Origin of the sequence: Nitrosospira sp. Nsp1 (genome assembly GCF_900100985.1) — a bacterium.
Classification (GTDB): Bacteria; Pseudomonadota; Gammaproteobacteria; order Burkholderiales; family Nitrosomonadaceae; genus Nitrosospira.
Genome location: NZ_FMUF01000003.1, coordinates 173,379 through 195,564 on the forward strand (window position 1 = coordinate 173,379; position 22,186 = coordinate 195,564).

Below are 22,186 nucleotides of genomic sequence, written 5' to 3' on the forward strand. Positions count from 1 at the left end.
ATGGCCATCAGCCCCTATGCTTCCTCGATGCTGGCGCAAGAGGCGCGTGCCCTGCTCACCCGGTTGGCACGCGTACGGCCCTTTGCCTTAATCGAGCCCATGGTTCCGGCCGCTGCGCTGCTACCTGATGCGCAAACCGGAATAGAACGGCAACTCGCCGTAGGTCGGCGTGAGTTGCGCGGGATGATTCAAAACTTCCTTGCCTGGTTGCGCGGACCCGGCGCATCGGCTGCCACGGCGGCCGATGCCCAGCGCCGCTTCACCTTTCTCAGGCTGAAGTTTAACACCACCATCACCCAGTTTGATCTGTTCAACGATGTGATCACGCAACGTAGCGAACATGAAAGCGGGGTATGGCTATCCGGGCTGGATGTCGTTTCGGCAGACGCGCTAACGTTGCCCGGCGGCTACTACCGCGTACCGCCGGTCATCTGCTATCTTGATCGCGGCGCAGGCGCCGCCATTCGCCGGGCTCGCACGCGCTTGCCGGGCGGCGGAGAAAATCCGGTCGCCATCATTCGCGTGCCGCGCGAGCGTATGGTCGGCAGCGGCATCGCCTCGTCCCTGATTCACGAAATCGGTCATCAGGCGGCGGCGCTGCTCGACTTGGTGAATTCACTTCGCCCTGTCTTGCAGGGGCTTCAACGTGGCGGTGCGGATGAGGAAGCGTGGCGGTTGTGGGAACGGTGGATATCGGAGATTGTCGCGGATTTCTGGTCGGTGGCGCGCGTCGGCGTCACATCCACGCTAGGACTCATAGGGGTGGTCAGCCTGCCGCGCCCCTTTGTGTTCCGGCTCAATCCGGACGATCCGCATCCGGCACCCTGGATTCGGGTCAAATTGAGCTGCGCCATCGGGCAGGCGCTGTATCCGCATCCCCAGTGGGCAAGGCTGTCTGCTCTTTGGGAATCTTACTATCCACTCGTTGATCTGGACCCCGCTCGTCTGCAACTATTCGCACAACTTCAAACCAGCATGCCGGGCTTTGTCGCGCTGCTGGTGAACCATCGTCCCAAGATGTTACGCGGGCATACGCTGGTCGAGGTGCTGGATGTGCCGGCGCGTCAGCCTGCGCGCCTGAAGGGCCTCTATCACGCCTGGTGCCGGACGCCAGAGGCGATGTACGACGCGCCGCCGTCCCTGGTATTCGCCGTGATCGGGCAGGCACGGGCAGATGGACAAGTAAGCCCCGAGGAAGAAAGTCAGCTGTTGGCGAAACTGCTTACGCATTGGGCGCTCGTCAGCACGCTCGACGCTTCTTTCGCTTGTGCCAGCACCGGGGAACACAACAGGCAGCCGGCTCGCATTTCGTGGCTACGGCAACAACACAGTTTGACTATCCACTAAGGAGAATGAAATGAACACCAACAAATCTGCTTTGAAGGGTGAAAAAAGAGGTGCTATCCGAGTGCACGTTGCCGACGCAGGTACTCATATGCCTCTGAAGAATGCATCGGTGAGTCTGTACAGTAGCACCCAGTCTCAAGCCGAGTTCGTTAAAACCTGTAGTAGTGGCCAGAATCCCACTGACGGAATGGGCCGTATCGAAACCCGTTTCACAGATGAACAAGGATGTGTCACTTTTGCTGTACCGGCACCTGCTTGCTATATAGTGGCTTATGAAAATTTCCCAAAGTTACTCTGCGATTGGCGAGAAGTCCATCAGGGGTGCCTCGAAGAAGTTTCCTTCAAGCCTGAGATCAATGCAACCCCAATCTTAGAGTTTATGACCTCGGACTGTAAAGAAATATCCTGCCGACCACCTCAAGTTGGCGACACCTTGCTCGTGAAATTTGGCTCTTTGAATAAACAAGCACAAGCACGCATTATCCTCCCTCCAGGACTGGCGCCGGTTCCAAATGAACCTAATACATTCAGTAAGAGGATACAGAAGTCGGGCTTACATAAACTTCCGATCTTGATACAAATCCCTAGGCTGCAGGGACCCGTCATTCTGTCCGGGGATCAAAACGAAGCTGCGTTATCAGTCGAAAATCAGTTTGATGCTCAACCCGAGGATGGCTCCCTCGTGAGGGGCAATATCGGGGTCTCCATGACCCGTACGGAGACCGAGCCAACCGACGACTTGCCATTCTGGACCGTGATCCGCAGCAGCACAGAAGCGCTCTCGTTCAATAACTATTTCCGATTTATGGATGAGTTTTTTTGTGCTGTCGCGCCCACATCGAGGTTCTCAGATGTGGGCGGGAAGTTTAACGAATTGAAAGACAAGCGCCATCTCCCTTTTACCGATGCCGATGCTTACCGCCTTCTAAAGGCTGCAACTGAGGCCTTCGTCATGGTGAACTGCGGTGTTGTCGACCCAGATGATCCAGACAACCAATTTTTCAACGACCTGAAGCTCCAGGATAATGCCAATGCCTACCTGGATCGCAGAGATCTGCCAGGCGGAGAGCCCGGAGGGTTGAGAGCAAGCTTTAAACAGTATGTCGATACCAATGGGCAGTCGATGCTGCCCTATCTCGCCCTCATCCGCAGCAAACTGCCCGATGTCGGCAAGATAACGGTCAACGGTGACGAAGCCGGCTTATGCTATGGGTTCATACGGGAAAAACTCCTTTCTCCGTGTCTGATAGAACTCATCTGGTCTTATTGGCACGAAGAGGGCATGCTGGTGCAGACGATGAACGCCGTCACCCGGCGCTTTCAGAATGTCCGCTCGTTGGGTGCGAACGATCCGCTGGCAAATGTGGAAATCGATCCGCTCCGGCCCCTCAATAATCTGATCTGGGGCTATACCCAGGATGAGCAGCACCGGCTCACCCTGATGCGCCGCAATTATGAGTATGACCATCACTATGGGGTGCGGCTGGAAGGCAAGGCGGTGCAGAATTTCAGACCTGCCGACACGCGATCCAAGTTCCTGGAGGCATTCCACCACCTGTTGCGCCTGTGCACGGTGTTCTATAAGCAAGACGATGATACGACAGTAAAGGCCGATGCTTTTCCCATACTCAATGCTCTGAAGGAAGTGCATCTGATTCTTTCTGAAGGTGCGCACAACCAATTCGGTGATTTGCCTTCGACCGCTCGTATCGAGATGCTGATGCAGCAGTGGTTGCTGGCACGGCCGGAGTTCCGCGAGTTTCTGCCAACACGCTTGATGGTGGCCTATCCCGAACCTTGGATGGATCGCGTTGACGCCATGAAGAAGCTGCAGGGCTGGACCGATACCAGCGTAATGCATTTTCGCAGTCTGGCGATGTTTGGTGAACAGTTGCTGCTGTCGATTCGCTATGGTCACTGGAGCGATGTGTATGAGCCCAACCAGGCCTTCAATTGGGCGCGATTCTGGCGTCCTCAGGTGCAGGGTTATATCCATGCCTACCGTGCGGCCACCGGCGTCGAGCTCGCGGGCGACACGGTCGATTCCGGCGTAGACGCGACACTGCCATCGGTATTGCTGCAAAAGCGGCTGGCGATGCAGCAGCGCGGCGCTTGAGGGGAATGGGTAATGTCCGACTTCACCTCTGCGCTGTACCTCGGGCTGAGGCACCCGAGCGCATCGCTGCGCCCGTGGAATGCGCTGACGCTTGGCCGCCCGGCGGGTCTTCAGGAACCTCCCGGAGCGTCAGCGGTTGCCGCGGATCTGGCCCGATTGCAGGGCTGCGAGGCGGGTATGCTGCTGCCTTCCACCCTGCATCTTTTCTGGGATCTATTCCAGATTCTGGCTGAAGACGATGCAGTGATTCTGATGGACTCCGGAACCTATCCCATCGCCAAGTGGGGAGTCGAGCGGGCCGCCGCGCTCGGCGTGCCGGTCGGCATTTTCCCTCATCTCGATGCAGCAGCGGCGGAGCGGCTCGCCCGATCGTGGGCACAATCGAAGCGGCGGCCGGTCATCGTCGCCGACGGGTATTCCCCTGGCCGTGGAATGGCGGCGCCAGTGGCGGCGTATGCCGAGATCGCCCGAGCCTGTGGCGGTTATCTGGTTCTCGATGACACCCAGGCTCTAGGCATTTTTGGTGGCGCGCTTCAATCCACCGCGCCGTATGGCAGGGGGGGCGGCGGTTCATTGCAGCTGCATGGCATCGCCGGTCCGCACCTGGTGGTGGGTGCATCACTGGCAAAGGGCTTTGGCGTACCCGTCGCGGTGCTCGTCGCCAGTCGAACATTGGTGAGGCGATTTAAAGCACGCAGCAATATACACACTCACACCAGCCCTCCATCGACTGCGGTAATCCGCGCCGCACAGCATGCGCTGGAGGTAAACCGGCAATGCGGTGATCGCCTCAGGTTGCATCTGTGGCGCTTGGTGCGCAGGTTGCGGGTAAACCTCGATCGGATAGGACTCACGGCCACTGGCGGCGTGTTTCCGGTGCAAACGCTTGAGTCGACTGCGGGCCTTGACGCTGTGCAACTGCATGAGCGTCTGCTCCGCGAGGGTGTAGAGACAGTATTGCAGCGTGGTCGCAACGGGGGCGAAGCACGAGTGAGTTTTCTCCTGACGGCGAATCATATGCCGCAGGACATTGACCGTGCAATGGAGGCGCTTGCCCAAATCTTATCTGGACAGAGCAACGCAAAATCACACTTCAAACACAAGGCATTGGAGACATCATGAACAGTGAACTCAACTTTGAAATAGCGCCGTTTGAATGGACCGCAGGCGTAAAAGGGGAAAGTGAAATCCAAGCATTCGACGAGTTGGGCGATCTGGAAACGGGTGAAGAGTTCGAGCGCGGTGGCCGGCGCTTTGCGCGCGGTTCAGTGCCAGCTTCCCGGCGATTGGCTCCGCCATCTCGCTCAAAACCGGCTGCACGGGGACCGGTCCGGGTGGGAGGATCCAAGATGCGCCCACCCATGCGGCCGCCCAGGCCGAAACCGCGCCCGCGCCCTTCGCGCCTCGGTTCCTGGGGCCCTGCTGGCGTACTGGTGCGCGATCCATACAGTTCGATTAGCGAACCTTTCCCGATCGATTCGACCAGTTCAGCTCCCGGCACTGAAGTTGTTCGCTGGGCACAAGACTGCCTGAATCATGTGATGAGACTGCGGCTTGCCGTCAACGGCGTGATGGGAGTGGATACACGCAGCGCGCTTCGACGCTTTCAAGGGCAGCAAGGACTCCGAGTCAGCGGCATCCTGGGCCCTGATACCGAGGAAGCATTGAAGAGTGCATGCAGGGGTGACGAAGCCGCAGCACAAGCCGAAGCCGAATTTTATGTGAGCGAGGAAGCCGAAATTCCTGCAATTCCGGCCGAAAATTCGCCTAAATTTAAGCCGTTTAGGGACAATACGGTCGAGGCTATCAAGCGGATAACAAGTAAAGACCCTGGGGAATCTATCAAAACCTGGCCTTACATTCCGCTTGGGAATCTGCGTGACCTTGTTTTTAGCAAGCCCGAGTTGAAGGGTGGGGGCCTCTACCTGCTCGTGTTTACCAAGGATGGCAGAAGGAGAGCATACAGCGGTATGACGTTTAATTTCCAAGGGCGGCTCCGGACTCATCGGAAAAAAATGAAGCCGCCCCAGAATTATCGAGTCTATATTTTTCCCGTGCAGTTCGTCAATAAACTCAGGGCGCTGGAAAGAGCGATTCACGTCGCATTGGGCGTGCCCAGCCCGAGCAGTGTATTGATAAATCCTCAACCGGAATTGGAGGAGGAGGAGTTGTTGGGCAGCGGATGGAATTAACGACCACGCTTCGCTGGCGCGGCAGCAACAGCGGGGTGACTTAACAATAGGAAATTAGGAGATGATCATGCACGACTTAACCTGTAATTGCCAGAAATGTCGAAGCGGCGGTACCCTTGGCTTCGAAATGCTCGAGTTCCCGATGGCGCAAGAAACCTATGGCGAACTCGAAGCGGAAAACCTGTTTGGGGAAACATACGGTGAAACATATGGGGAAAGCCCGTTCAGCGAAGCCGACGCGGCAGCGCGTAGTGCACTGCGGCGTTTCCAGGAACGTCAAGGCTTGCCAGTGGATGGGTTTGCGGGACCGGAAACCAGGAAAGCATTGGTCGAAGCCAGAAGGAGGCAGGCCGCTAAGTTCGAAGAGCCACTGGCAGGAAGAGAAGGAGAGTTTGAGTATCTTAAGCCCGACGAATTTGAATGGGAAACCGAAGTCAACCGCAGCAGTCGCGATTATGCTATCTGGGTGCAATCTTCCCTGAATAGAATCATGAGTCTTCAACTAGCCGTAGACGGCATAATCGGAACCCAGACCCGAAGCGCCATTCGAAACTTCCAGCAGCAGAAAGGTCTCGTGCCAGACGGGAGCGTCGGTTCGATGACTGAGGCTGCGTTGATTCGGGCGGGCGCTACCAACCCGCCAGGTTTCTACACACTGCCTATACCTGCGCCCACCTCGAGCGCAGCGGTATTGCGTAATCAGATAGCCCAAATAGCCTGGCAGGAGAGGATACGGTGGGGTTCAGGAAAAATCAAAGAAGGGGATCCCGCCATCCGACCAGTACTCGCCGAGTATTGGAAAGTAGCCACAGGTGCCGTCCCGATCGAGAAGGAGTGGTGGTCAACAAAACCGTGGAGTGCAGTGTTCATTTCCTGGGTTGTGCGTAAAGCAGGCGCCGGGGCCGACTTCCGGTACTCCGGCGCTCACACTAAGTTTGTGGCAGCGGCAAAGCGTAATCGCCTTGCCAACAATGCCAACCCATTCAAGGCATATCGTATCAGCGAAGTAGGTTTACGGGTTGGCGATATGGTATGCGCGGAGCGTTTAAGAAGCGGCGTAACCTACGACAACGTTGACAGCGGTGTTTTCAGAGCTTCCCACACCGATATCGTCACTGATGTGCAGCCCGGAAAGCTCTCCGTCATCGGCGGCAATGTTGGCCACACGGTCGGGATCAAGACCATTCCTGTCGACGCGTCTGGGAAGCTTCAGGGAGCGCCTTATTACGCCGTACTTCGGGTCGGGTAATATCCGGTGAGTCCTACGAAGATCATCGACTGCCACTGTCACGCCGGACCCGGCGACGGGCTTACCGGTCCTTGGGATACTGCGGCCCCGCTGGATAAGTATATGCGGCGCGCCGCGAAGGCGGGCATTCGGAAGACCGTGATCTTCGCCGCTTTTCACTCTGACTATTTTGTTGCCAACCGCGAGGTGGCACGAATCGTCGCGAGCCGCCCGGAGCGATTCTATGGCTTCGCCTTCGTTCACGCCGCGCGCGACCGCGGTAGAGTATCCCAGATGGTTCGCGTGGCGTTGAAAGAATACGGTTTTGTCGGAATCAAGGTGCATCGGCACGATGCCAGAATTTCCCGCGAAGTTTGCGAGGCCGCGCGCGCGTTCAGGCTGCCTGTGCTGTACGACGTAGCGGGCGAAGTGTCGGTTGCGGAGTTGTTGGCCGAACAGTACCCGGACGTAAATTTTATCTTGCCGCACTTGGGCAGTTTCGCTGACGACTGGCGCGCGCAGCTCACGCTCATCGATCATCTGGTGCGGCACCCGAATATATATACCGACACGGCGGGCGTACGTCGTTTTGATCTGCTGGAACAGGCCGTGCGCCGAGCCGGTGCGCACAAGATCCTGTTCGGTTCGGATGGTCCCTGGCTCCACCCCGCGGTGGAACTCGCAAAGGTGCGCGTGTTGGGATTGCCAAAGGAAGATGAGAACTTAATTCTAGGTGGAAATCTTCTGCGTCTGATCACGAATGTCCGAAGTCAACCGCTATCCCGGCCGGTCAGGACAGTGCCCTCGCCTCCGCCGCAAGGCGAGCTGCGGGACCCTTGGATTCAGGAGGCGTCACAGCATTAAACCTGACGCGAGAGTGCCTGTTTTATTCCCGTCCGCCGTTTCATTATTTATGCGTAAATGGGAAATTTAATTTTGAGCAGATCTACTTTTGGAACGAATGTCCGTGGCCTCATGCCGTAACGTGGAATACACGCCTGCGTATGTCTGAAACCCTTTCCAGCTATTTGTTTTGGCCAATTTTAGCCATTCTACCCTGTAAGATATTACAGCTATGAGGAGATCTCATTTTGTATTCTCATAACCCTGTCATCAGTCACCGATTGACGGCCAAGTATCCCCCGATGAGGGTATGCTTTGCCGCCTATGAGTTAACCTAACCGAGAGATACCAGCCCTGTTGTCCAGTGCACAAGTATCCGCCATTTTTGAAATTCTCACTCCGATATTCCGGTTGAGGTTAATCAATGGCATGCCTGTCATCTGTCATCCAGTGGTTATAACTAGGGAGCTACATGACTATTTCGGCCTGGCTATATTTCTTCGGTGAAGTTCCCTCACACACTCGCGCGAGCTTGACCACAGCCCTTGAACAGGCGAATCTGACTTTACATCCATTCACGTCGCAACCTCACAGCTTCGGCGTGGTGGTATTCGATCGGATGGATGACGCCAATCTACGTGAATTGCGGGTAATGACCCGCAGCGCTACCGTACTCGCCATATCGACGTCACTGGCCGGCCTGGATTCAGCGAAGATGTGGGCAGTCCTCGAAGCGGGCGCCGCAGACTTGTTACTGTGGTCAAAGCTGCATACTGCAACGGACCAGGTGGTTTCGCGACTGCAGCGGTGGGACGCCTTGCAGAATTTGATCGAGTCTACCCCGGTTAAAGGTACCTTGATTGGGAAGAGCCCACTTTGGCGGAACCTGGTGCGCAGCGTCGTCGAAGTGGCGGCCTTCACGCAAGCTTCGGTACTCGTCACCGGTGAGACTGGTACAGGGAAGGAACTCATCGCGCATCTGATCCATGACCTCGACAGGCGTACCAACAAGGGTGATCTCATTGTGGTCGACTGCACCACGCTCTCCCCCGAGTTATCGGGCAGCGAGTTATTCGGCCATGAGCGAGGAGCCTTTACCGGGGCCGTCACCGCTCGGGATGGTGCTTTTTCCCTGGCTGATGGCGGTACCTTGTTCCTGGACGAAGTCGGCGAATTGAGTCTACCTCTGCAGGCGCAACTATTGCGAGCGGTGCAGGAGCATAAGTACAAGCGTGTCGGCGGCAATACCTGGCAACATACAGAATTTCGCTTGATATGCGCAACCAATCGCAACATGGAGGCGGATGTCGCCAATGGCAGTTTTCGGGCTGATCTCTACTATCGGATCGCCGGGTGCAGGTGCAGGACGCCATCGCTGCGCGAACGTCGAGATGACATCCTGCTATTGGTTAGTCATTTTCTGGGGCAAATGGATCCCCAAGCCGCGACATTCGACCTGGACCCAGCGGTCCGCGAATATTTACTCACTCGAGACTATCCAGGCAACATACGCGATCTGTGTCAGACGGTTAAAAGAATCTGGCACCGCCATATCGGCCCCGGTCCGATAACTATCGGCGATGTACCCATGGAAGAACGCCAATGCGGCATCTCATGCCGGTCGAGTTGGCCCGATCAAGGCTTTGAGGGCGCCATCCGTCACGCCGTGGACCTCGGGATCGGGCTGAAGGAAATCAGCCAGAATGCTGCCGACCTGGCGATGCAGGTAGCCTTGGAGCAAGAGGGCGATAATCTTCAGCGCGCGGCGCATCGTCTGGGTGTTACAGACCGTGCCCTGCAGATGCGCCGTGCCAGTCGTCGCGCCATCCACTAACTGTAGCAACCTGCGCCGACCAGCATTTAGCGCGATTTTGAGCCAGCATTAACTGCATCTATCGGCCCCGGCAAACCGGAATTAGCTGCAACTGGCCAGGCGCCAGCGCTCAGCGGCAATGTTGCGTGGCGAGTTCGATAATGCGCGGGTTGAACTCTTTGGGGCCGCAGGCATTCCATCGGACTACGCTGCGGCCACACCTGAGGATGTTGGCCGGGCGGTACGCCTCATGCGCAGCGTTTTAAACGTGTGCGTGATGCTCAGATTCAACGGATAATCGTAGCCCAACTGTCTTGAGAACCGCCAGCAGCGTTTTGAGAGTCGGATTGCCTTTTGGCGATAACGTGCGATACAAGGATTCACGGCTGATGCCAGCTTCGGCGGCAACGACCGCAAGGCCGCCATAGGCTTCAGCCACGGTGCGAAGCGCCAACAGGCCAGCAGCACGGTCGTCGGGATTATCGAGCGATTCCATTGCTGCCTTCAAATACTCGACTGCCAATTCGCGATCAGTGCTCAGTTCGGAGATTTCTCGTTCGTGGTGCGAGACGACACCTTTCAATTTTCTCATGCTTGCCTCCGTTTCCATTCCATCCAAAGTACCTTGGCCTGCTTGATATCTACCGGCTGCGAACGTTTGTCGCCACCGCAAAGCAGGATTACAACTGATTTTCCATCAGTCCAAAGTACACACGGTATCCAGCGCCGACATGAACACGTAATCCCGTCACTCCTCACCAACCGGCTTGCAATCGCCGAAGTTGCCGGTTTGTACCTGGCGCAAACGAATCAGAATGCGCGCCTGGGCGGCTTTATCGCGCATAGTATCCAGCCATTCAGTGAAAGGTTCGCGCCCATCGTCACGCTGATATCGGAGAAATTCTATCATGTGTCAATTCAATTCCGCGAACAGCCTTTTCTTTCGTGCAATAGATTCATGTCGAGCGCGGCCAATTAAAGCTGCATTCCTTTGCATTGCGAGTCGTGTTTCATAACTGCCCGCCGAGGAAATTATAGATGAATAAGATAAGCATAGTAACTTGCAATTCGCAATGCATTAGGATAAGCTTTTGTTACTGGTTAATTGCAAGTTGACGCGGCACAAATAACTTTGGAGCGCTGATGGTAATACTTTATCAATTGGAACGTACGTGGGGTATTCCGAATCTCAGCCATTTCTGCTGCAAAACAGAAACCTATCTAAGGATGGCGGACATTGAATATGCTGTTAAAGCGACGCTTCCCTTGTTTGCGCCGAAAGGTAAAGTGCCTTATATCGAAGATGGCGATCTCAAATTAGCAGACTCACGCTTTATCGTACGACATCTCAAAACCCAATATAAAGATCTGGATGCGGACCTGACCTCGGCAGAATCAGCACTATCGCTGGCAATGCAGCGGCTGCTTGAAGAACACCTGTTCTGGGCGACTATGTATTCGAGATGGCAGTATACGGACGCAAATTGGCAAGCGAACAAGAAAGCGATTTTTAGTGTATTGCCCCCTGTTATTCGCGATGTGGCGGCAATCTATTATCGCCGCAGGATCCAGCGCCAGATTTTGGGGCATGGGACGGGGCGGCATAATGCCAGGGAGATTTTTGAGCTTGGGATGCAGGATATTGATGCCCTGTCGGCATGCCTCGGGAACAAAAAATATTTCCTGGGAGATAAACCCACCAGCCTGGATGCCAGCGCCTTCGGATTTCTGATCAATACCCTCGGCTGCCCGATCGAATCGCCCCTGAAGGAATACGGCTTGACGAAGGACAACCTGAGAAATTATGTCGAGCGAATCAAGCTGCAATATTACCCCGACTTGCAGCCAGCTTAGCATTACATTGGAGCACGGAGGAAGAAACAACTCCACCCCCACCTTACACAAGAATTCTTGCACGACTTTGCCATCGGCGAGATAACGGTGCCAGTGGGCAGCTCCGCCATTCATGACCCTCTTCCGACTCGATTTCATTTCCAACTCGCATAAGCCGGCTCTAGCGCCTGCGGATAAGCGTTATTCTGCTATTCTGAACTATGAATAACACGATTCCTGTAGATGGAGGCGTAAATGTTCGGCTCAAATATACTGGAAGTGGCAATCGGTATCATTTTCGTCTACTTGCTCCTGAGCCTCATATGCACGGCCCTTAACGAGGGGATCGCGTCGCTCATCGACAAGCGGGGAAGAAACCTCATGGGAGGAATTAAAAATCTTCTCAACGATCCCGAGTTCACCGGGCTGGCGCAGCAAGTCTACAACCACGGACTGATAGGCGGCATTTCGCAGTATGCTTCCAACCCGAATAAAGTGACCCGCTTGCCCTCCTATATGTCCGGGCAGAACTTCTCGCTGGCGTTGCTGGATATTCTTGGCGCACGCGGCGTTATCACCGGCAAGTACGGCGATCTGCTTGCAACTGCCGAAAGCGCGGACGACACCTATGGAAAAGCTCTCGAAGCAGCAGCCGCAACGCCTGGCAATCCCCAGCTCGCCGAAGCCGCCGATCAGGCGAAGGCCGCCCAGGAGCAAGCCCAGGCAGCGCTCGAGAATATCGCGAACCAGGCAAAGGCGGCATACGATAAAGCCATGCAGTCCGCCGAAAGCGCCCCGGAAGGTGCCAGCCTTGCCAACGTTGCAACACAGGCAAAAAATACCGTCGACACCATAAACGCCGCGATTAAAATGCTCGACGCGCGGCGCGCCGCAATCGCATCCGCCAAAAACCCCAGGGAAGCGAGACTGCTCCTGGCAGCAGGTACTACCCTTAAAGAGGCGCTGGCCTTCGCCCGTACTTTCGCCGCCCAGTCTCCCGATCTATTGGGCAATATTCAGGAAGGTCTGAAAAGGCTGCCCGAAGGAGATACAAAAGAAACCCTTCTTGTCCTTGTAGACAAAACGCGGCGCGAAGTCGCTGCTGTCGAACACCAGGCGGAAGCGTTTCGGAAGAATCTCGAAGGCTGGTTCAATAATGCCATGGAAAGGGTGGGCGGCTGGTACAAGCGCTGGACCCAGCGCGTGTTGCTTTTTCTGGCGGCCGCCGTCGTTATTGTTTCCAATGCGGATACGGTCATGCTCATTCAGCGGCTTTCGACAGATAGCGCCTTGCGCGCGTCACTGGTCGCTGCGGCGCAAGATGCCGTGAAGACCCCGCCCGCCTTGGAGCAGACCACTCCCTCCACGGAAGGGACGGCATCTCAGCCTGCGAAATCGCCACCCACCGAAGCAAAAAATAACAATCCGGGCCTGCAAGCAGTTCTTAAAACGGCAGAGAGCATCAAGCTGCCGGTAGGATGGTCATCTGACGCCAATGACGCCGGATATTTTCGAAGCCCCGAGCGGACGTGGGATTACGCAGGCTGGGTGTTTTACAAGCTGTTCGGCCTGCTGCTTTCCATACTTGCCGTATCGATGGGCGCTCCCTTCTGGTTCGATACATTAAGCAAATTCGTCAATTTGCGTAGTGCCGGGACTCCGCCTGGCGAAACCAGCAAAAGTGCCCGCCAGCCCACCCTGTAAATTTCAGGAAATATGATTTTCGGGTTATCCTAAATCCGGTAGTTGGACGGGGAGAAGTGTACGGTTTTTGGGGTGCAGGGCAAGGCGCAACGACGCGGAATGCGACCGCGTAGGGCGGAGCAGTGCCTTCCGCAGGAAGGTGCGACCCCGAAGCGGGATGCGGGCGCCCCCTTGCGTGTAGAGCGCGATCGCGGCATCCCCTGCGCTGCCCGATCCCCGCTTCGCGGGGCCCCTCGGGCGACGCTTCGGGGCGCCGCTCCATTCCAAGAAGTTGCAACGCAGCCATGTGCCCCAAAAACTGTGCAATTCACCCCGTAGCGCCCTCACCCGGAAGGTGAGCGTCAAATAATATGAAATGTTGTTATTAATCATAACACTGATATATTAAATGAGCGATCAACTACCGGATTTAGGATCATTACGCGATGCGATGCAAAACAAGCAGCGAGAGATCAGAGGCTTTCCATGCCCATACTCATTATCGTCGAGGAACCCGATGATTGGCCCCTGGAGATTCCGGACGTAACAATCGTATCGGCGCGAACATATCTGACCGATTCAGGGTTTGCTGTAAACCATAATGCCGGCCACACCCGCCGTTCCCTGAATCGCTCCGCCAGAGTTTTCAACCTTTGCAAATCCTACCATTACCAGAGCTTGGGCTATTATGTTTCGCTGCTTGCAGAGGCTCGCGGGCATAAACCGCTGCCCAAGGTCGGCGCGATCGAGGATTTGCAATCCCAGAACCTGGTGCGCCACCTTGCCGAGGATCTGAGCGCCTTGATCCAGCGTCTGCTCGCGCCGCTGACAATGGATGATTTCGAGCTCAGCATCTATTTCGGCCGCACCACAGATAGTCGTTATAACAGGCTCGGCCACCAGCTGTTCAATCTGTTACAGTTGCCGCTCCTGTCCGCCCGCTTCGAACGCCATCGCAACCAATGGTTTTTGCGCAGCGTACGGGTGATTGATGCAAGCGATATATCCATCTCGCATCAGGAGTTTGCCGTGCTTGCGGCAACCCAATATTCTAAGGTCAAGAGTCCTAGGTGGTCGAAGAAACACATTTCTCGCTTCGATCTCGCAATTCTTCACGATCCGGATAATCCAGAGCCTCCTTCCAATGCGAAAGCTTTGCAAAAATTCAAGGATGCCGCCGAGGAAATGAGTATGCGCGTGAAATTTATTACCCGCGCCGACATCGGCCGGTTGCCTCAATTCGACGCACTGTTCATCCGCGACACGACCTTTGTCAATCACTATACTTATTACTTCTCGCGGCTGGCATCTGCAGAAAGACTGGTGGTGATCGACGATCCCGAATCCATCCTCAAGTGCAACAATAAGGTCTATCTGGCCGAGCTCCTCGCTCGGCACAATATACAAACCCCCAAAACGTTGTTGGTGCACCGGGGCAATATCGCTCGCATCATCCCTGAGCTCGGTCTTCCTTGCATACTGAAGCAGCCGGACAGTTCATTCTCGCGCGGGGTGGTAAAAATCGAAACAGAAGCCGAACTGCTGCCCCGCATAACCGAGCTGCTGGCCAAATCGGTACTCGTTATTGCCCAGGAATGGCTGCCTACCGAATTCGACTGGCGGATCGGAATACTCGACCGGAAGCCATTATTCGTTGCCAAATATTACTTTCCCCCCGGACACTGGCAGGTCATCAAGCGCGACGCGCAGAAACGCAAAATGAGCGAAGGTCCCACCCAGGCCATCCCGCTGGGCGAAGCACCACCAGAAGTAGTCAGAATTGCACTCAAATCGGCAAATCTCATCGGTGATGGCTTCTATGGCGTGGATATCAAGCAATCCGGTAACCGCTGTTATGTGATCGAAGTCAACGATAATCCTAATGTGGATGCCGGTAACGAAGACGCCGTACTCAAGGATGCGTTATATCGGGAAGTGATGGGTGTTTTTCTGAAGCGTATCGAAGCCCGAAAACGAGGCCATAAAAGCGTCAGCGGCGAAACCTGACGAGAATTTTTACGGTTTTCCTGGAGCTGGCCGCATAGCCGTCAATATAGAGAATATCTTTATAAATACTTCTGCTCGTTGATTTGTCACCATTCGGACCAGCCGTAAAATCAGACACTAGCAATCCTTGAAGCGATGCAGGGATGCATCCTGTCCATAGCATCAAAGCGATGAAGCGTGACTGTCAACGTGCCCCTGGATGCGCCAAAGCTGATGCGTCAATTTCTTTCTCGTCAAATTACGTCGACTTCTAACACTGCCATCAAGCCAGAATAACCTCAGCCAGGAAAGCATTTTTTACTGTCCAGCTACAGAATACGCCATAATGTAAAATAAAATCTTCCGACGTAACGAATCTTATTAATATTAATTAGATATTCCTGATCCCACGTTAATCGTTCATTTAATTGAACACACATCCATAGAGGAAATCTCATGCAACCCCGGCGAAACTATTCGCTTACCAGACGGATTTTTGGATTGGGACTTGCTAGCCTCGTCAGCCTGAGCCATGCAGCACCGCTTATCGTGTTACCGGATGGCGAGATCACCCGATTAAGCTATGCTGGCCAGGAGTTCTTCGACGACAAAAACGGAAACCACCTGCCCGACAGTGGCGATGTATTTAAAGGTGTAGTGAATATCACTCGAATTCAGGGCGTTGCAAGCGGAGCCGACTTTTCAAGCCAACTGGCAGACAACGAGCTGACAGGGCGTTTTCACTTTTCCATAATCGATCAGTCCAGAGATTTCAGCCACCTCGAATTTGGCTTGTTACCAGGAGACTTTTTTAATTTTTATGTCGGACAGGGATCGACCAAGAACTTCGATCCTTCCTCGTCGAACGCCTATGATCGAGCTTCAGATGGTCAATTTTGGCTTGGTCTCCAGTCGGGAGGGGTTTTTGAAAGCGTAAACGACAGGCAACCGAATGGGTCCACCCTCAACCGGGCATGGGCCGACATTACGGTAAACAACACCGGCTATTTTCTCCATAGTGATTTCCTTCGCACTATTCTTGGTAAAGATGCGCAGCACATGGTAGGAAGCCAATCCCATGGCGATCATTCCACGCAGGCGATTTTTGATAATCAAGTTGCAGGGCCCTCGTCGTTCCCTTCACAGTTCACCTTCAATATCTTTGGCGAATTCGATGTTTTCGCGGTGCCTGAGCCTCCTACGTGGCTCCTCATTCTGCTTGGTATGACAATCGGATTGAATTTTCGAAGAGGTGGAAATATGTCGAGACGACTGCAGAATCGAATTGAATTAGCGCCGCGTAATGCGGCAGGAAGCCCATAAGAAAAGTGGATTGCCGGATCAGGCAGCGCTAATCCTGACTGCTCGAGCTCTGATCAGAGTCAGGCAGCCGTGCGCGATCGTGAGGCTGATCAAAGTCCAGGATCGGCCCAGCCGGCACAATACCGTTGGGATTGATAGTTGGATGGCTGCGGTAATAGTGCGCCTTGATGTGCTGCATGTTCACCGTCTCCGCAATGTTGGGCCACTGGTATAGCTCGCGGGTGAAACCCCAGAGATTCGGATAATCCGTCAGACGCCTGAGGTTACATTTAAAGTGGCCATGGTAGACCGAATCGAAGCGAACCAGCGTGGTGAAGAGCCGCCAGTCGGCTTCGGTGAGACGACCGCCCACAAGATAGCGCTGATGTGACAGACGCTGATCGAGGTTGTCCAGGCATTCAAATAAAACCCCGACGGCATTCTCGTAGACCTGCTGATCGGTGGCAAAGCCCGCCTTATAAACTCCATTGTTGACATCGTGATAGACGCGGCCGTTAATCTCGTCGATTTGGGGCAGCAGCGCAGCCGGCGCAAAATCTTCTCTCGTAGCGCCAACGCCATCAAAAGCAGAATTCAGCATGCGGATAATCTCGCCTGATTCATTATTGACGATAGTGTTCCGCTGCAAATCCCACAGCACCGGCACAGTCACCCTGCCGCTATATTCCAGATCGGCGCGCATGTAGACTTCATAAAGATAGCACGCATTGCCGACCGGATCAGGCACCACGCTGGGAGCCTGCTCGAACGTCCAGCCGTGATCACCCATATATGGATTGACTATGGAGATGCTTATCGCGTCGCCCAAGCCTTTCAGCGCGCGAAAAATCAGTGTTCGATGCGCCCATGGACAGGCCAGCGAAATATAGAGGTGGTAGCGGCCCGCCTCAGCGGGAAATCCGCTCTCACCGCTTGGGCCGGGACTGCCATCCGGCGTGATCCAGTTGCGAAACTGGGCATTCGTGCGGACGAAACTGCCGCCCGTCGATTTGGTGTCGTACCATTCGTCCACCCATTTGCCTTTGATGAGCAAACCCATCTTGTACCTCCCCCATTTCGCCGACTTGATGTGTAACAGTGTAACGTAAGAGTAGATGGTTTACGAAGGGTTGGAAGATCAGCCGGCAGTCGATGTCCACCGGATGTACGCTGCGACAAGCTTAACCTCTTACCTCGTATCTCTCATGTATAACTGGCACTATACGAACCGCTGCAAACGAGGCTTTCGTAAAAAATTGCGCCAAGCCCAGCGCTAAAGCCGGAAAATTGGGCTCTTCTCAGGACATTATCCTTGCGATTTTATTCAATTGATAAAAATAACTTCTTATGATTAAATAGATTTTTCACGAATTAATCTAGACATTTCTCTGGACAATAATGATACCTCCGAATTATCACCTTCGAGTAGAAACCGATCGTTTTGGGCCGTTTATCTTTGAGCTTGGGGTAGATTTGCCAAAGATGGAGTCTATGCTTTTACGCGTCGAGGATGTGCATGGCTTCTTTCGGAATTCCCCTCTATCGCAAGTGGCGAACCAGCTTGAGAAGGAAATCCTGGTATCCGGTATTTATGGAACGAACACGATAGAAGGCGGGTTACTGACAGAACAGGAAACTGCTCAGGTATTGGAAGAAGATCCCGCGAAACTCAAGGAAGAAGAGGCCCGCCGTGTCGGAAACATAAAAAAAGCTTATGATTTTTCACATGGGGCAGCAGCAGATTCCAAGTGGCGACCCACAGTGGCGTTTATTCGCCAGCTTCATGCGCTGATAACTGATGGGCTAACCAGCGTTGAAGAACGTAACCAGCCTGGGCAATTGCGCGACAACCCGAAGAACGTTGTCACCCGAGTGGGTGGAGCGGCAACTGGCGGGAGCTACAAACCGCCTCAATTTGGCCGTGACGTTGCCCGCTTGCTTGCTGCGCTGGTGGATTGGCACACGGAACTACAAAGACAGCAGGTTCCTGCACTGATTAGAGCACCTTTATTTCACTACTACTTCGAACTTATTCATCCGTTCTGGGATGGCAATGGACGGGTAGGCAGAGTGGTAGAGGCTACTATTTTGCTTGCAGCGGATTACAAATATGCTCCTTTTGCACTAGCAAGGTTTTACCTCTCTGAAATCCAGCAGTATTTCAGGCTATTCAATACTTGCAGATTAAAGGCCAAGCGCAGCGCGGAAAACCCGAACCTCGATTTTGTCATGTTTCACCTCGAGGGAATGCTGGAGACCATTAAAAGACTGCATGAGCGGACAAATCTGATCATCAAGGTTTTATTATTTGAAAACATGCTGAAAAGGATGTCTGATAACAAGGAGATCAACATTCGCCAATATGCCATTGCCTCCCAGGTGCTGAAAAATGGACCAACAAGGCTTGACGCCATACGCGTCGCTCCATGGTATGTTGCTCTGTACGTGAAGCGCAGCGAGAAAACGAAACAGCGAGATCTCTCGGACTTGAGAAAGAAGGAATTGCTGATACTGGATAAGGAAGACAAACTATGGCCGGGTTTCGCACAATAGAAAAATGAGGTGATTTAATTCATCATCGAGTATCACGCGCCGCAGTTCGCATACTGCCGAGAATCCGATGGCGTGAATGATTGAGGTAAACCGGATTAACCAGGACTTCCATTAGAAATAATTCTAATGGAAGTGGGCGGATAAATTTTGGTAGCACAACAATATAAAGGTATCAATATCGTAAAGTAGGTGGGGCTTTGTCCCATGATCGAAAAAGGCGTTGGGCATAGCCCAACCTACTTCTGGTACCACTCTCCTGGATCGGATTAGCTCAGCATAAGTACGGAGGCACGCAAACAGCTGGGCACATGAAGACGACAGCAGTAGCGCAATATCTGATTTTATTGTGCTGAAGGGTAAGAGTGGTTCCAACTTGACACCCGCGGGGCGTAAAAAGCTCGCTCACATGGCCTCACCGGTCCAGTCGACAAGCAAGGCGGCGATTCCGCACGCAGCGCCGATAAGGCAAACCGCTATCCATCCACCCCAAGCCCAGGCGATCCCCACAGTGGCCGCGCCGGCCGCTCCGCCGAGGAAGAAGAGACCTACGAAAAGGCCGTTGAGCCGGCCGAGTGCCTCCGGCTGGAGAAGATTGATGACCCGACGACCGAGGTTGTGGTCACCAACGACGCCGATATCGAGCAAAACCGCACCTGCACCCATGAGAAGAAGGGATTGGAGCAGCGGCTCGACATGTGCCGATCCGCCCCATCCCGCAAGCGCGAAGGCCACCACGATCAGGAGATGGGATGCGATCGTTCCCGATTGCGTCCAGCCGAGATCGCCCGCTCGCCCGACAAGCGGCGTCACCGTCGGCGCCGACCGCGCCGACGAGCGCGAACAAAGCGATTTCACCTTGGTCGAGTTCGAACGGCGGTTGCATCAACCTGAGTGCGACAGCAGTCCAGAATAGGCTGAACGCGGCCATGGCCAAGCCCGCCGTGAGCGCTCGGCGCCGTAGCACAGGTTCCACGCGCAATAGATGCCAAAGCGAGGCGATCAGCACTGGATAGGTCGAGCGTGTCGTCGGCCGACGCTCGAGCAGGCGCGCAGCGAGCGTGAACGTGAGCATCGCCAGGGCGAAAGCGCTCACACCGTAAAAAGCGCGCCATCCAAAGGCATCGGTGATGACGCTCGCAAGCGGCCTCGACAGTACAATGCCGATCATCAACCCACCCATGACGTCCGCGATGACGCGGCCGCGTTGCTCTGGCGGTACCATTGACGCGGCGACGGGAACCAGAATGTGGATAGCAGAACACGCAGCCCCAAGAATGAAAAGAATCGCCAGCAGTAAAGCCGCGCTTGGAGCGAAGGCGGCTGCAATCGCGCTTATCGCCGCACATCCGAGCATCTGGACGATCAGCTTACGATTTTCCAGGAGATCGGCCAGCGGAACCAAAAGGAAGAGGCCAATAGCGTAGCCAAGCAAGGTCGCCATGGAGACGAACCCGCCGCTTGCTTCGGCGAGGCCAAGCGACGGGCCGATCAGGCCGATCAAGGTCTGCGGAGCGTAGAGATTGGTGACGACGACCCCTACCGACGTCGCGAAGAGCGCCGTGAGAGGCCCGGTAAGCAGTATTTCTTCCCTAGTCGAGGAATGGACGGCAGTCTCGCGCGGCGTTATGGGCATGGAGGCTGTTATTCTGATGGAAGGTCACTGTTTGCCAAAACCAGCTCTGGCAAGATCTGACACGGTGCACCGTTGCTTGTTGGATGAACGCTATCAGGCAGGTAATATCGGTACAGTCAGGGAAGGCTTCAATCGATTTGTGGCTCCGCCACGGATCCCGGCTGTAATCGAAGTCAAGCCTCGCCTTCCGCACCCCCTGCGCGACGTCGACTGTTTTTAATTTCAAGGGAGCTGTTTCCCGTCAATCGACAGCTTCCTGTTCAATACTTCACCGCTGATAATCATGTTAATTCTGCAACATGAATGTTTCATACTCCAGGCGGTTGAATTTATGCGAAAGGATAAAGAGGCTGAGAAACGCGGACAGCGTTACCGAGGCGGCAAATCCATAACCGAAAGTTTCGGCACCAAGGTGCAATGTGGCAAAGGTGAACAGCAGATTCGTGATAAAGAAAAAGGCGGTGATGATCAGGACCTCGCGGCGGGCGTCGAGATAGAACAACACGTTGAGTATCGCCATCAACAGCACCTGCACACTGACTGCAACGACATCGATATAAAACAAATGTATATATAGCGGGGAAATACCTACCACGTGCAGCAGCTCCCTGCCCCATAACAGGCACAGCACGACCGTCAGGCCCTGCACTTTGAAAATCTCGTAGATTCCCTGCCGAGCAGCGTATACCATCCGGTCCCGTCTATATTCAATATGCATAAGCGTATCGCCTTCACGGACTGCGCGGTAAAAACGCTCATGCTGCTGTGCGAAATCAGCCTCCATACTCACCAGAAATACGGCCATGCCGGGCAAAATGAACAGATAGGCCAGAAAAATTGGAAGATCGTAAATGATGGAAGCACGCAAGGGACCGATTACTGCCTCGGAAGTATGCGGCACAAACCAGAATATGAATTTGTCGACCCAGACTGCCAGATAATAAAGGGTACCGACAGCAAATAAACTATAGAAACTCCTGCGTTGATTAAGAAAATCAAACTTGAGCAGCGTGCTTCCGGGATATTCGCGGACAATGTGGCGCAGGAATGAAAACAACAGATAGGCGTGGCCGGTCAGCACGCCCAGCAATAGCCCATTCAGTTCCCAGGGCGACGCCGCAAGCGCTACGGCGATGCCGAGCAAATAACCTTTACCCAATGTCTGGACTATGCGGCGATAGGCCTTCATTCCCGATAGAAAAATAAGCGTGATCCACGCGCCGCTGAGTACGACAAAATTGCTCAGCAATAACAAATTCTGGAAAAACGGTCCGGTAAAAAACCAGAAAATGGCAGGCGCAGCCCACAGAAAGCCGCCCGCCATGGTAATCGAAAGAACGCCAAACAAGTTGGGTAGCACCTCAGCCTGGGCGCTTGCATAAGCCCGATCGGCGACAAAGCGCGTAAACATCAACTGCATGCCACCGGTCCAGATTAATGAAGTCGCCATAAGGTAGGTTACGCAGATCTGGAAGGCATTGACTTCCCGCTGGGCAACCCCCAGCGCGACGGCAAGGACGCCGATCATCATGATGCTCAGAATAGATAATACCCACGGGCCGCCACTGACCAAGCCCGCATAGCCGTAAGCGCGCAATACCGACCAATAGCTGTCGCGCTCCAGCATTTTGCGAATTTCAAGACCGATATTGGCCAT

The 22,186-nt window shown here is 54.4% G+C and carries 18 protein-coding genes; 12 read left to right on the plus strand and 6 right to left on the minus strand.

Features of this window, described 5'->3' with window-relative positions; genetic code table 11:
* The 7 genes from BLP78_RS03060 (at position 1) to BLP78_RS03090 (ending at position 9,560) form a co-directional block, all read left to right on the plus strand.
* Positions 1-1,347 carry a hypothetical protein gene (locus BLP78_RS03060; RefSeq protein WP_218118903.1) on the plus strand — a complete coding sequence of 449 codons (1,347 nt, stop codon included), beginning with the start codon at positions 1-3 and terminating at the stop codon, positions 1,345-1,347.
* 10 nt (positions 1,348-1,357) lie between these two features.
* Positions 1,358-3,463 (plus strand): hypothetical protein, encoded by a 2,106-nt coding sequence (locus BLP78_RS03065; protein WP_090456377.1) that lies wholly within the window; start codon positions 1,358-1,360, stop codon positions 3,461-3,463.
* Positions 3,464-3,475: 12 nt separating this feature from the next.
* A complete protein-coding gene (locus BLP78_RS03070) occupies positions 3,476-4,585 on the plus strand; it encodes an aminotransferase class I/II-fold pyridoxal phosphate-dependent enzyme (protein ID WP_090456380.1) in 1,110 nt (369 codons plus the stop codon).
* Entirely contained in the window at positions 4,582-5,655 is a 1,074-nt protein-coding gene (locus BLP78_RS03075; RefSeq protein ID WP_090456382.1) for a peptidoglycan-binding protein, read from the plus strand. The genes BLP78_RS03070 and BLP78_RS03075 overlap by 4 nt, the downstream gene beginning before the upstream one ends.
* Positions 5,656-5,722: 67 nt before the next feature.
* Positions 5,723-6,904 carry a DUF2272 domain-containing protein gene (locus tag BLP78_RS03080; protein WP_176752769.1) on the plus strand — a complete coding sequence of 394 codons (1,182 nt, stop codon included), beginning with the start codon at positions 5,723-5,725 and terminating at the stop codon, positions 6,902-6,904.
* Positions 6,905-6,910: 6 nt separating this feature from the next.
* Positions 6,911-7,747: an amidohydrolase family protein gene (locus tag BLP78_RS03085; protein ID WP_218118904.1), complete on the plus strand. Its 837-nt coding sequence runs from the start codon at positions 6,911-6,913 to the stop codon at positions 7,745-7,747.
* A gap of 451 nt (positions 7,748-8,198) precedes the next feature.
* Positions 8,199-9,560: a sigma-54-dependent transcriptional regulator gene (locus BLP78_RS03090; RefSeq protein WP_090456386.1), complete on the plus strand. Its 1,362-nt coding sequence runs from the start codon at positions 8,199-8,201 to the stop codon at positions 9,558-9,560.
* Between the two features lie 241 nt (positions 9,561-9,801).
* Here the strand turns inward: BLP78_RS03090 and BLP78_RS03095 are convergent, their stop codons facing one another.
* Together BLP78_RS03095 and BLP78_RS15890 are read right to left on the minus strand one after the other, a co-directional pair.
* Positions 9,802-10,131, minus strand: a complete 330-nt coding sequence (locus BLP78_RS03095) for an addiction module antidote protein (RefSeq protein WP_090456388.1) — start codon at positions 10,129-10,131, stop codon at positions 9,802-9,804.
* 156 nt (positions 10,132-10,287) lie between these two features.
* Positions 10,288-10,449 carry a type II toxin-antitoxin system RelE/ParE family toxin gene (locus BLP78_RS15890; protein WP_256329991.1) on the minus strand — a complete coding sequence of 54 codons (162 nt, stop codon included), beginning with the start codon at positions 10,447-10,449 and terminating at the stop codon, positions 10,288-10,290.
* A 233-nt stretch (positions 10,450-10,682) separates the two neighbouring features.
* On the opposite strand from BLP78_RS15890, the gene BLP78_RS03105 reads away from it, so the two are divergent.
* The 4 genes from BLP78_RS03105 to BLP78_RS03120 all read left to right on the plus strand — a co-directional run bounded on the left by BLP78_RS03105 (position 10,683) and on the right by BLP78_RS03120 (position 16,364).
* Positions 10,683-11,393 (plus strand): glutathione S-transferase family protein, encoded by a 711-nt coding sequence (locus BLP78_RS03105; RefSeq protein WP_090456391.1) that lies wholly within the window; start codon positions 10,683-10,685, stop codon positions 11,391-11,393.
* A 234-nt stretch (positions 11,394-11,627) separates the two neighbouring features.
* The gene (locus BLP78_RS03110) at positions 11,628-13,076 is read left to right on the plus strand and encodes a hypothetical protein (RefSeq protein ID WP_090456393.1); all 1,449 of its coding nucleotides are present in this window, start codon (positions 11,628-11,630) and stop codon (positions 13,074-13,076) included.
* A gap of 465 nt (positions 13,077-13,541) precedes the next feature.
* Positions 13,542-15,062: a RimK family protein gene (locus BLP78_RS03115; RefSeq protein WP_090456395.1), complete on the plus strand. Its 1,521-nt coding sequence runs from the start codon at positions 13,542-13,544 to the stop codon at positions 15,060-15,062.
* A 480-nt stretch (positions 15,063-15,542) separates the two neighbouring features.
* Positions 15,543-16,364, plus strand: a complete 822-nt coding sequence (locus BLP78_RS03120; RefSeq protein WP_176752770.1) for a PEP-CTERM sorting domain-containing protein — start codon at positions 15,543-15,545, stop codon at positions 16,362-16,364.
* A 28-nt stretch (positions 16,365-16,392) separates the two neighbouring features.
* Here the strand turns inward: BLP78_RS03120 and BLP78_RS03125 are convergent, their stop codons facing one another.
* Positions 16,393-17,403 (minus strand): glutathione S-transferase family protein, encoded by a 1,011-nt coding sequence (locus BLP78_RS03125; RefSeq protein WP_090456400.1) that lies wholly within the window; start codon positions 17,401-17,403, stop codon positions 16,393-16,395.
* A gap of 431 nt (positions 17,404-17,834) precedes the next feature.
* On the opposite strand from BLP78_RS03125, the gene BLP78_RS03130 reads away from it, so the two are divergent.
* A complete protein-coding gene (locus BLP78_RS03130; RefSeq protein WP_218118905.1) occupies positions 17,835-18,896 on the plus strand; it encodes a Fic family protein in 1,062 nt (353 codons plus the stop codon).
* Between the two features lie 402 nt (positions 18,897-19,298).
* On the opposite strand, the gene BLP78_RS15750 is transcribed toward BLP78_RS03130, so the two are convergent.
* The 3 genes from BLP78_RS15750 to pelG form a co-directional block, all read right to left on the minus strand.
* A complete protein-coding gene (locus BLP78_RS15750; protein WP_218118906.1) occupies positions 19,299-19,541 on the minus strand; it encodes a hypothetical protein in 243 nt (80 codons plus the stop codon).
* Positions 19,516-20,529 carry an MFS transporter gene (locus BLP78_RS03135; RefSeq protein WP_218118907.1) on the minus strand — a complete coding sequence of 338 codons (1,014 nt, stop codon included), beginning with the start codon at positions 20,527-20,529 and terminating at the stop codon, positions 19,516-19,518. Before BLP78_RS03135 ends, BLP78_RS15750 begins: the two co-directional genes overlap by 26 nt.
* Positions 20,530-20,815: 286 nt before the next feature.
* Positions 20,816-22,186 carry an exopolysaccharide Pel transporter PelG gene (pelG, locus tag BLP78_RS03145; protein WP_090456407.1) on the minus strand — a complete coding sequence of 457 codons (1,371 nt, stop codon included), beginning with the start codon at positions 22,184-22,186 and terminating at the stop codon, positions 20,816-20,818.

Excerpts from the sequence above, each read along its gene's own strand:
- BLP78_RS03060 (WP_218118903.1), top strand. The coding sequence starts at position 1 with ATGGCCATCAGCCCCTATGCTTCCTCGATGCTGGCGCAAGAGGCGCGT.
- BLP78_RS03065 (WP_090456377.1), top strand. The coding sequence starts at position 1,358 with ATGAACACCAACAAATCTGCTTTGAAGGGTGAAAAAAGAGGTGCTATC.
- BLP78_RS03070 (WP_090456380.1), top strand. The coding sequence starts at position 3,476 with ATGTCCGACTTCACCTCTGCGCTGTACCTCGGGCTGAGGCACCCGAGC.
- BLP78_RS03075 (WP_090456382.1), top strand. The coding sequence starts at position 4,582 with ATGAACAGTGAACTCAACTTTGAAATAGCGCCGTTTGAATGGACCGCA.
- BLP78_RS03080 (WP_176752769.1), top strand. The coding sequence starts at position 5,723 with ATGCACGACTTAACCTGTAATTGCCAGAAATGTCGAAGCGGCGGTACC.
- BLP78_RS03090 (WP_090456386.1), top strand. The coding sequence starts at position 8,199 with ATGACTATTTCGGCCTGGCTATATTTCTTCGGTGAAGTTCCCTCACAC.
- BLP78_RS03095 (WP_090456388.1), bottom strand. The coding sequence starts at position 10,131 with ATGAGAAAATTGAAAGGTGTCGTCTCGCACCACGAACGAGAAATCTCC.
- BLP78_RS15890 (WP_256329991.1), bottom strand. The coding sequence starts at position 10,449 with ATGATAGAATTTCTCCGATATCAGCGTGACGATGGGCGCGAACCTTTC.
- BLP78_RS03105 (WP_090456391.1), top strand. The coding sequence starts at position 10,683 with ATGGTAATACTTTATCAATTGGAACGTACGTGGGGTATTCCGAATCTC.
- BLP78_RS03110 (WP_090456393.1), top strand. The coding sequence starts at position 11,628 with ATGTTCGGCTCAAATATACTGGAAGTGGCAATCGGTATCATTTTCGTC.
- BLP78_RS03115 (WP_090456395.1), top strand. The coding sequence starts at position 13,542 with ATGCCCATACTCATTATCGTCGAGGAACCCGATGATTGGCCCCTGGAG.
- BLP78_RS03125 (WP_090456400.1), bottom strand. The coding sequence starts at position 17,403 with ATGGGTTTGCTCATCAAAGGCAAATGGGTGGACGAATGGTACGACACC.
- BLP78_RS03130 (WP_218118905.1), top strand. The coding sequence starts at position 17,835 with ATGCTTTTACGCGTCGAGGATGTGCATGGCTTCTTTCGGAATTCCCCT.
- BLP78_RS03135 (WP_218118907.1), bottom strand. The coding sequence starts at position 20,529 with ATGCCCATAACGCCGCGCGAGACTGCCGTCCATTCCTCGACTAGGGAA.
- pelG (WP_090456407.1), bottom strand. The coding sequence starts at position 22,186 with ATGGCCAATATCGGTCTTGAAATTCGCAAAATGCTGGAGCGCGACAGC.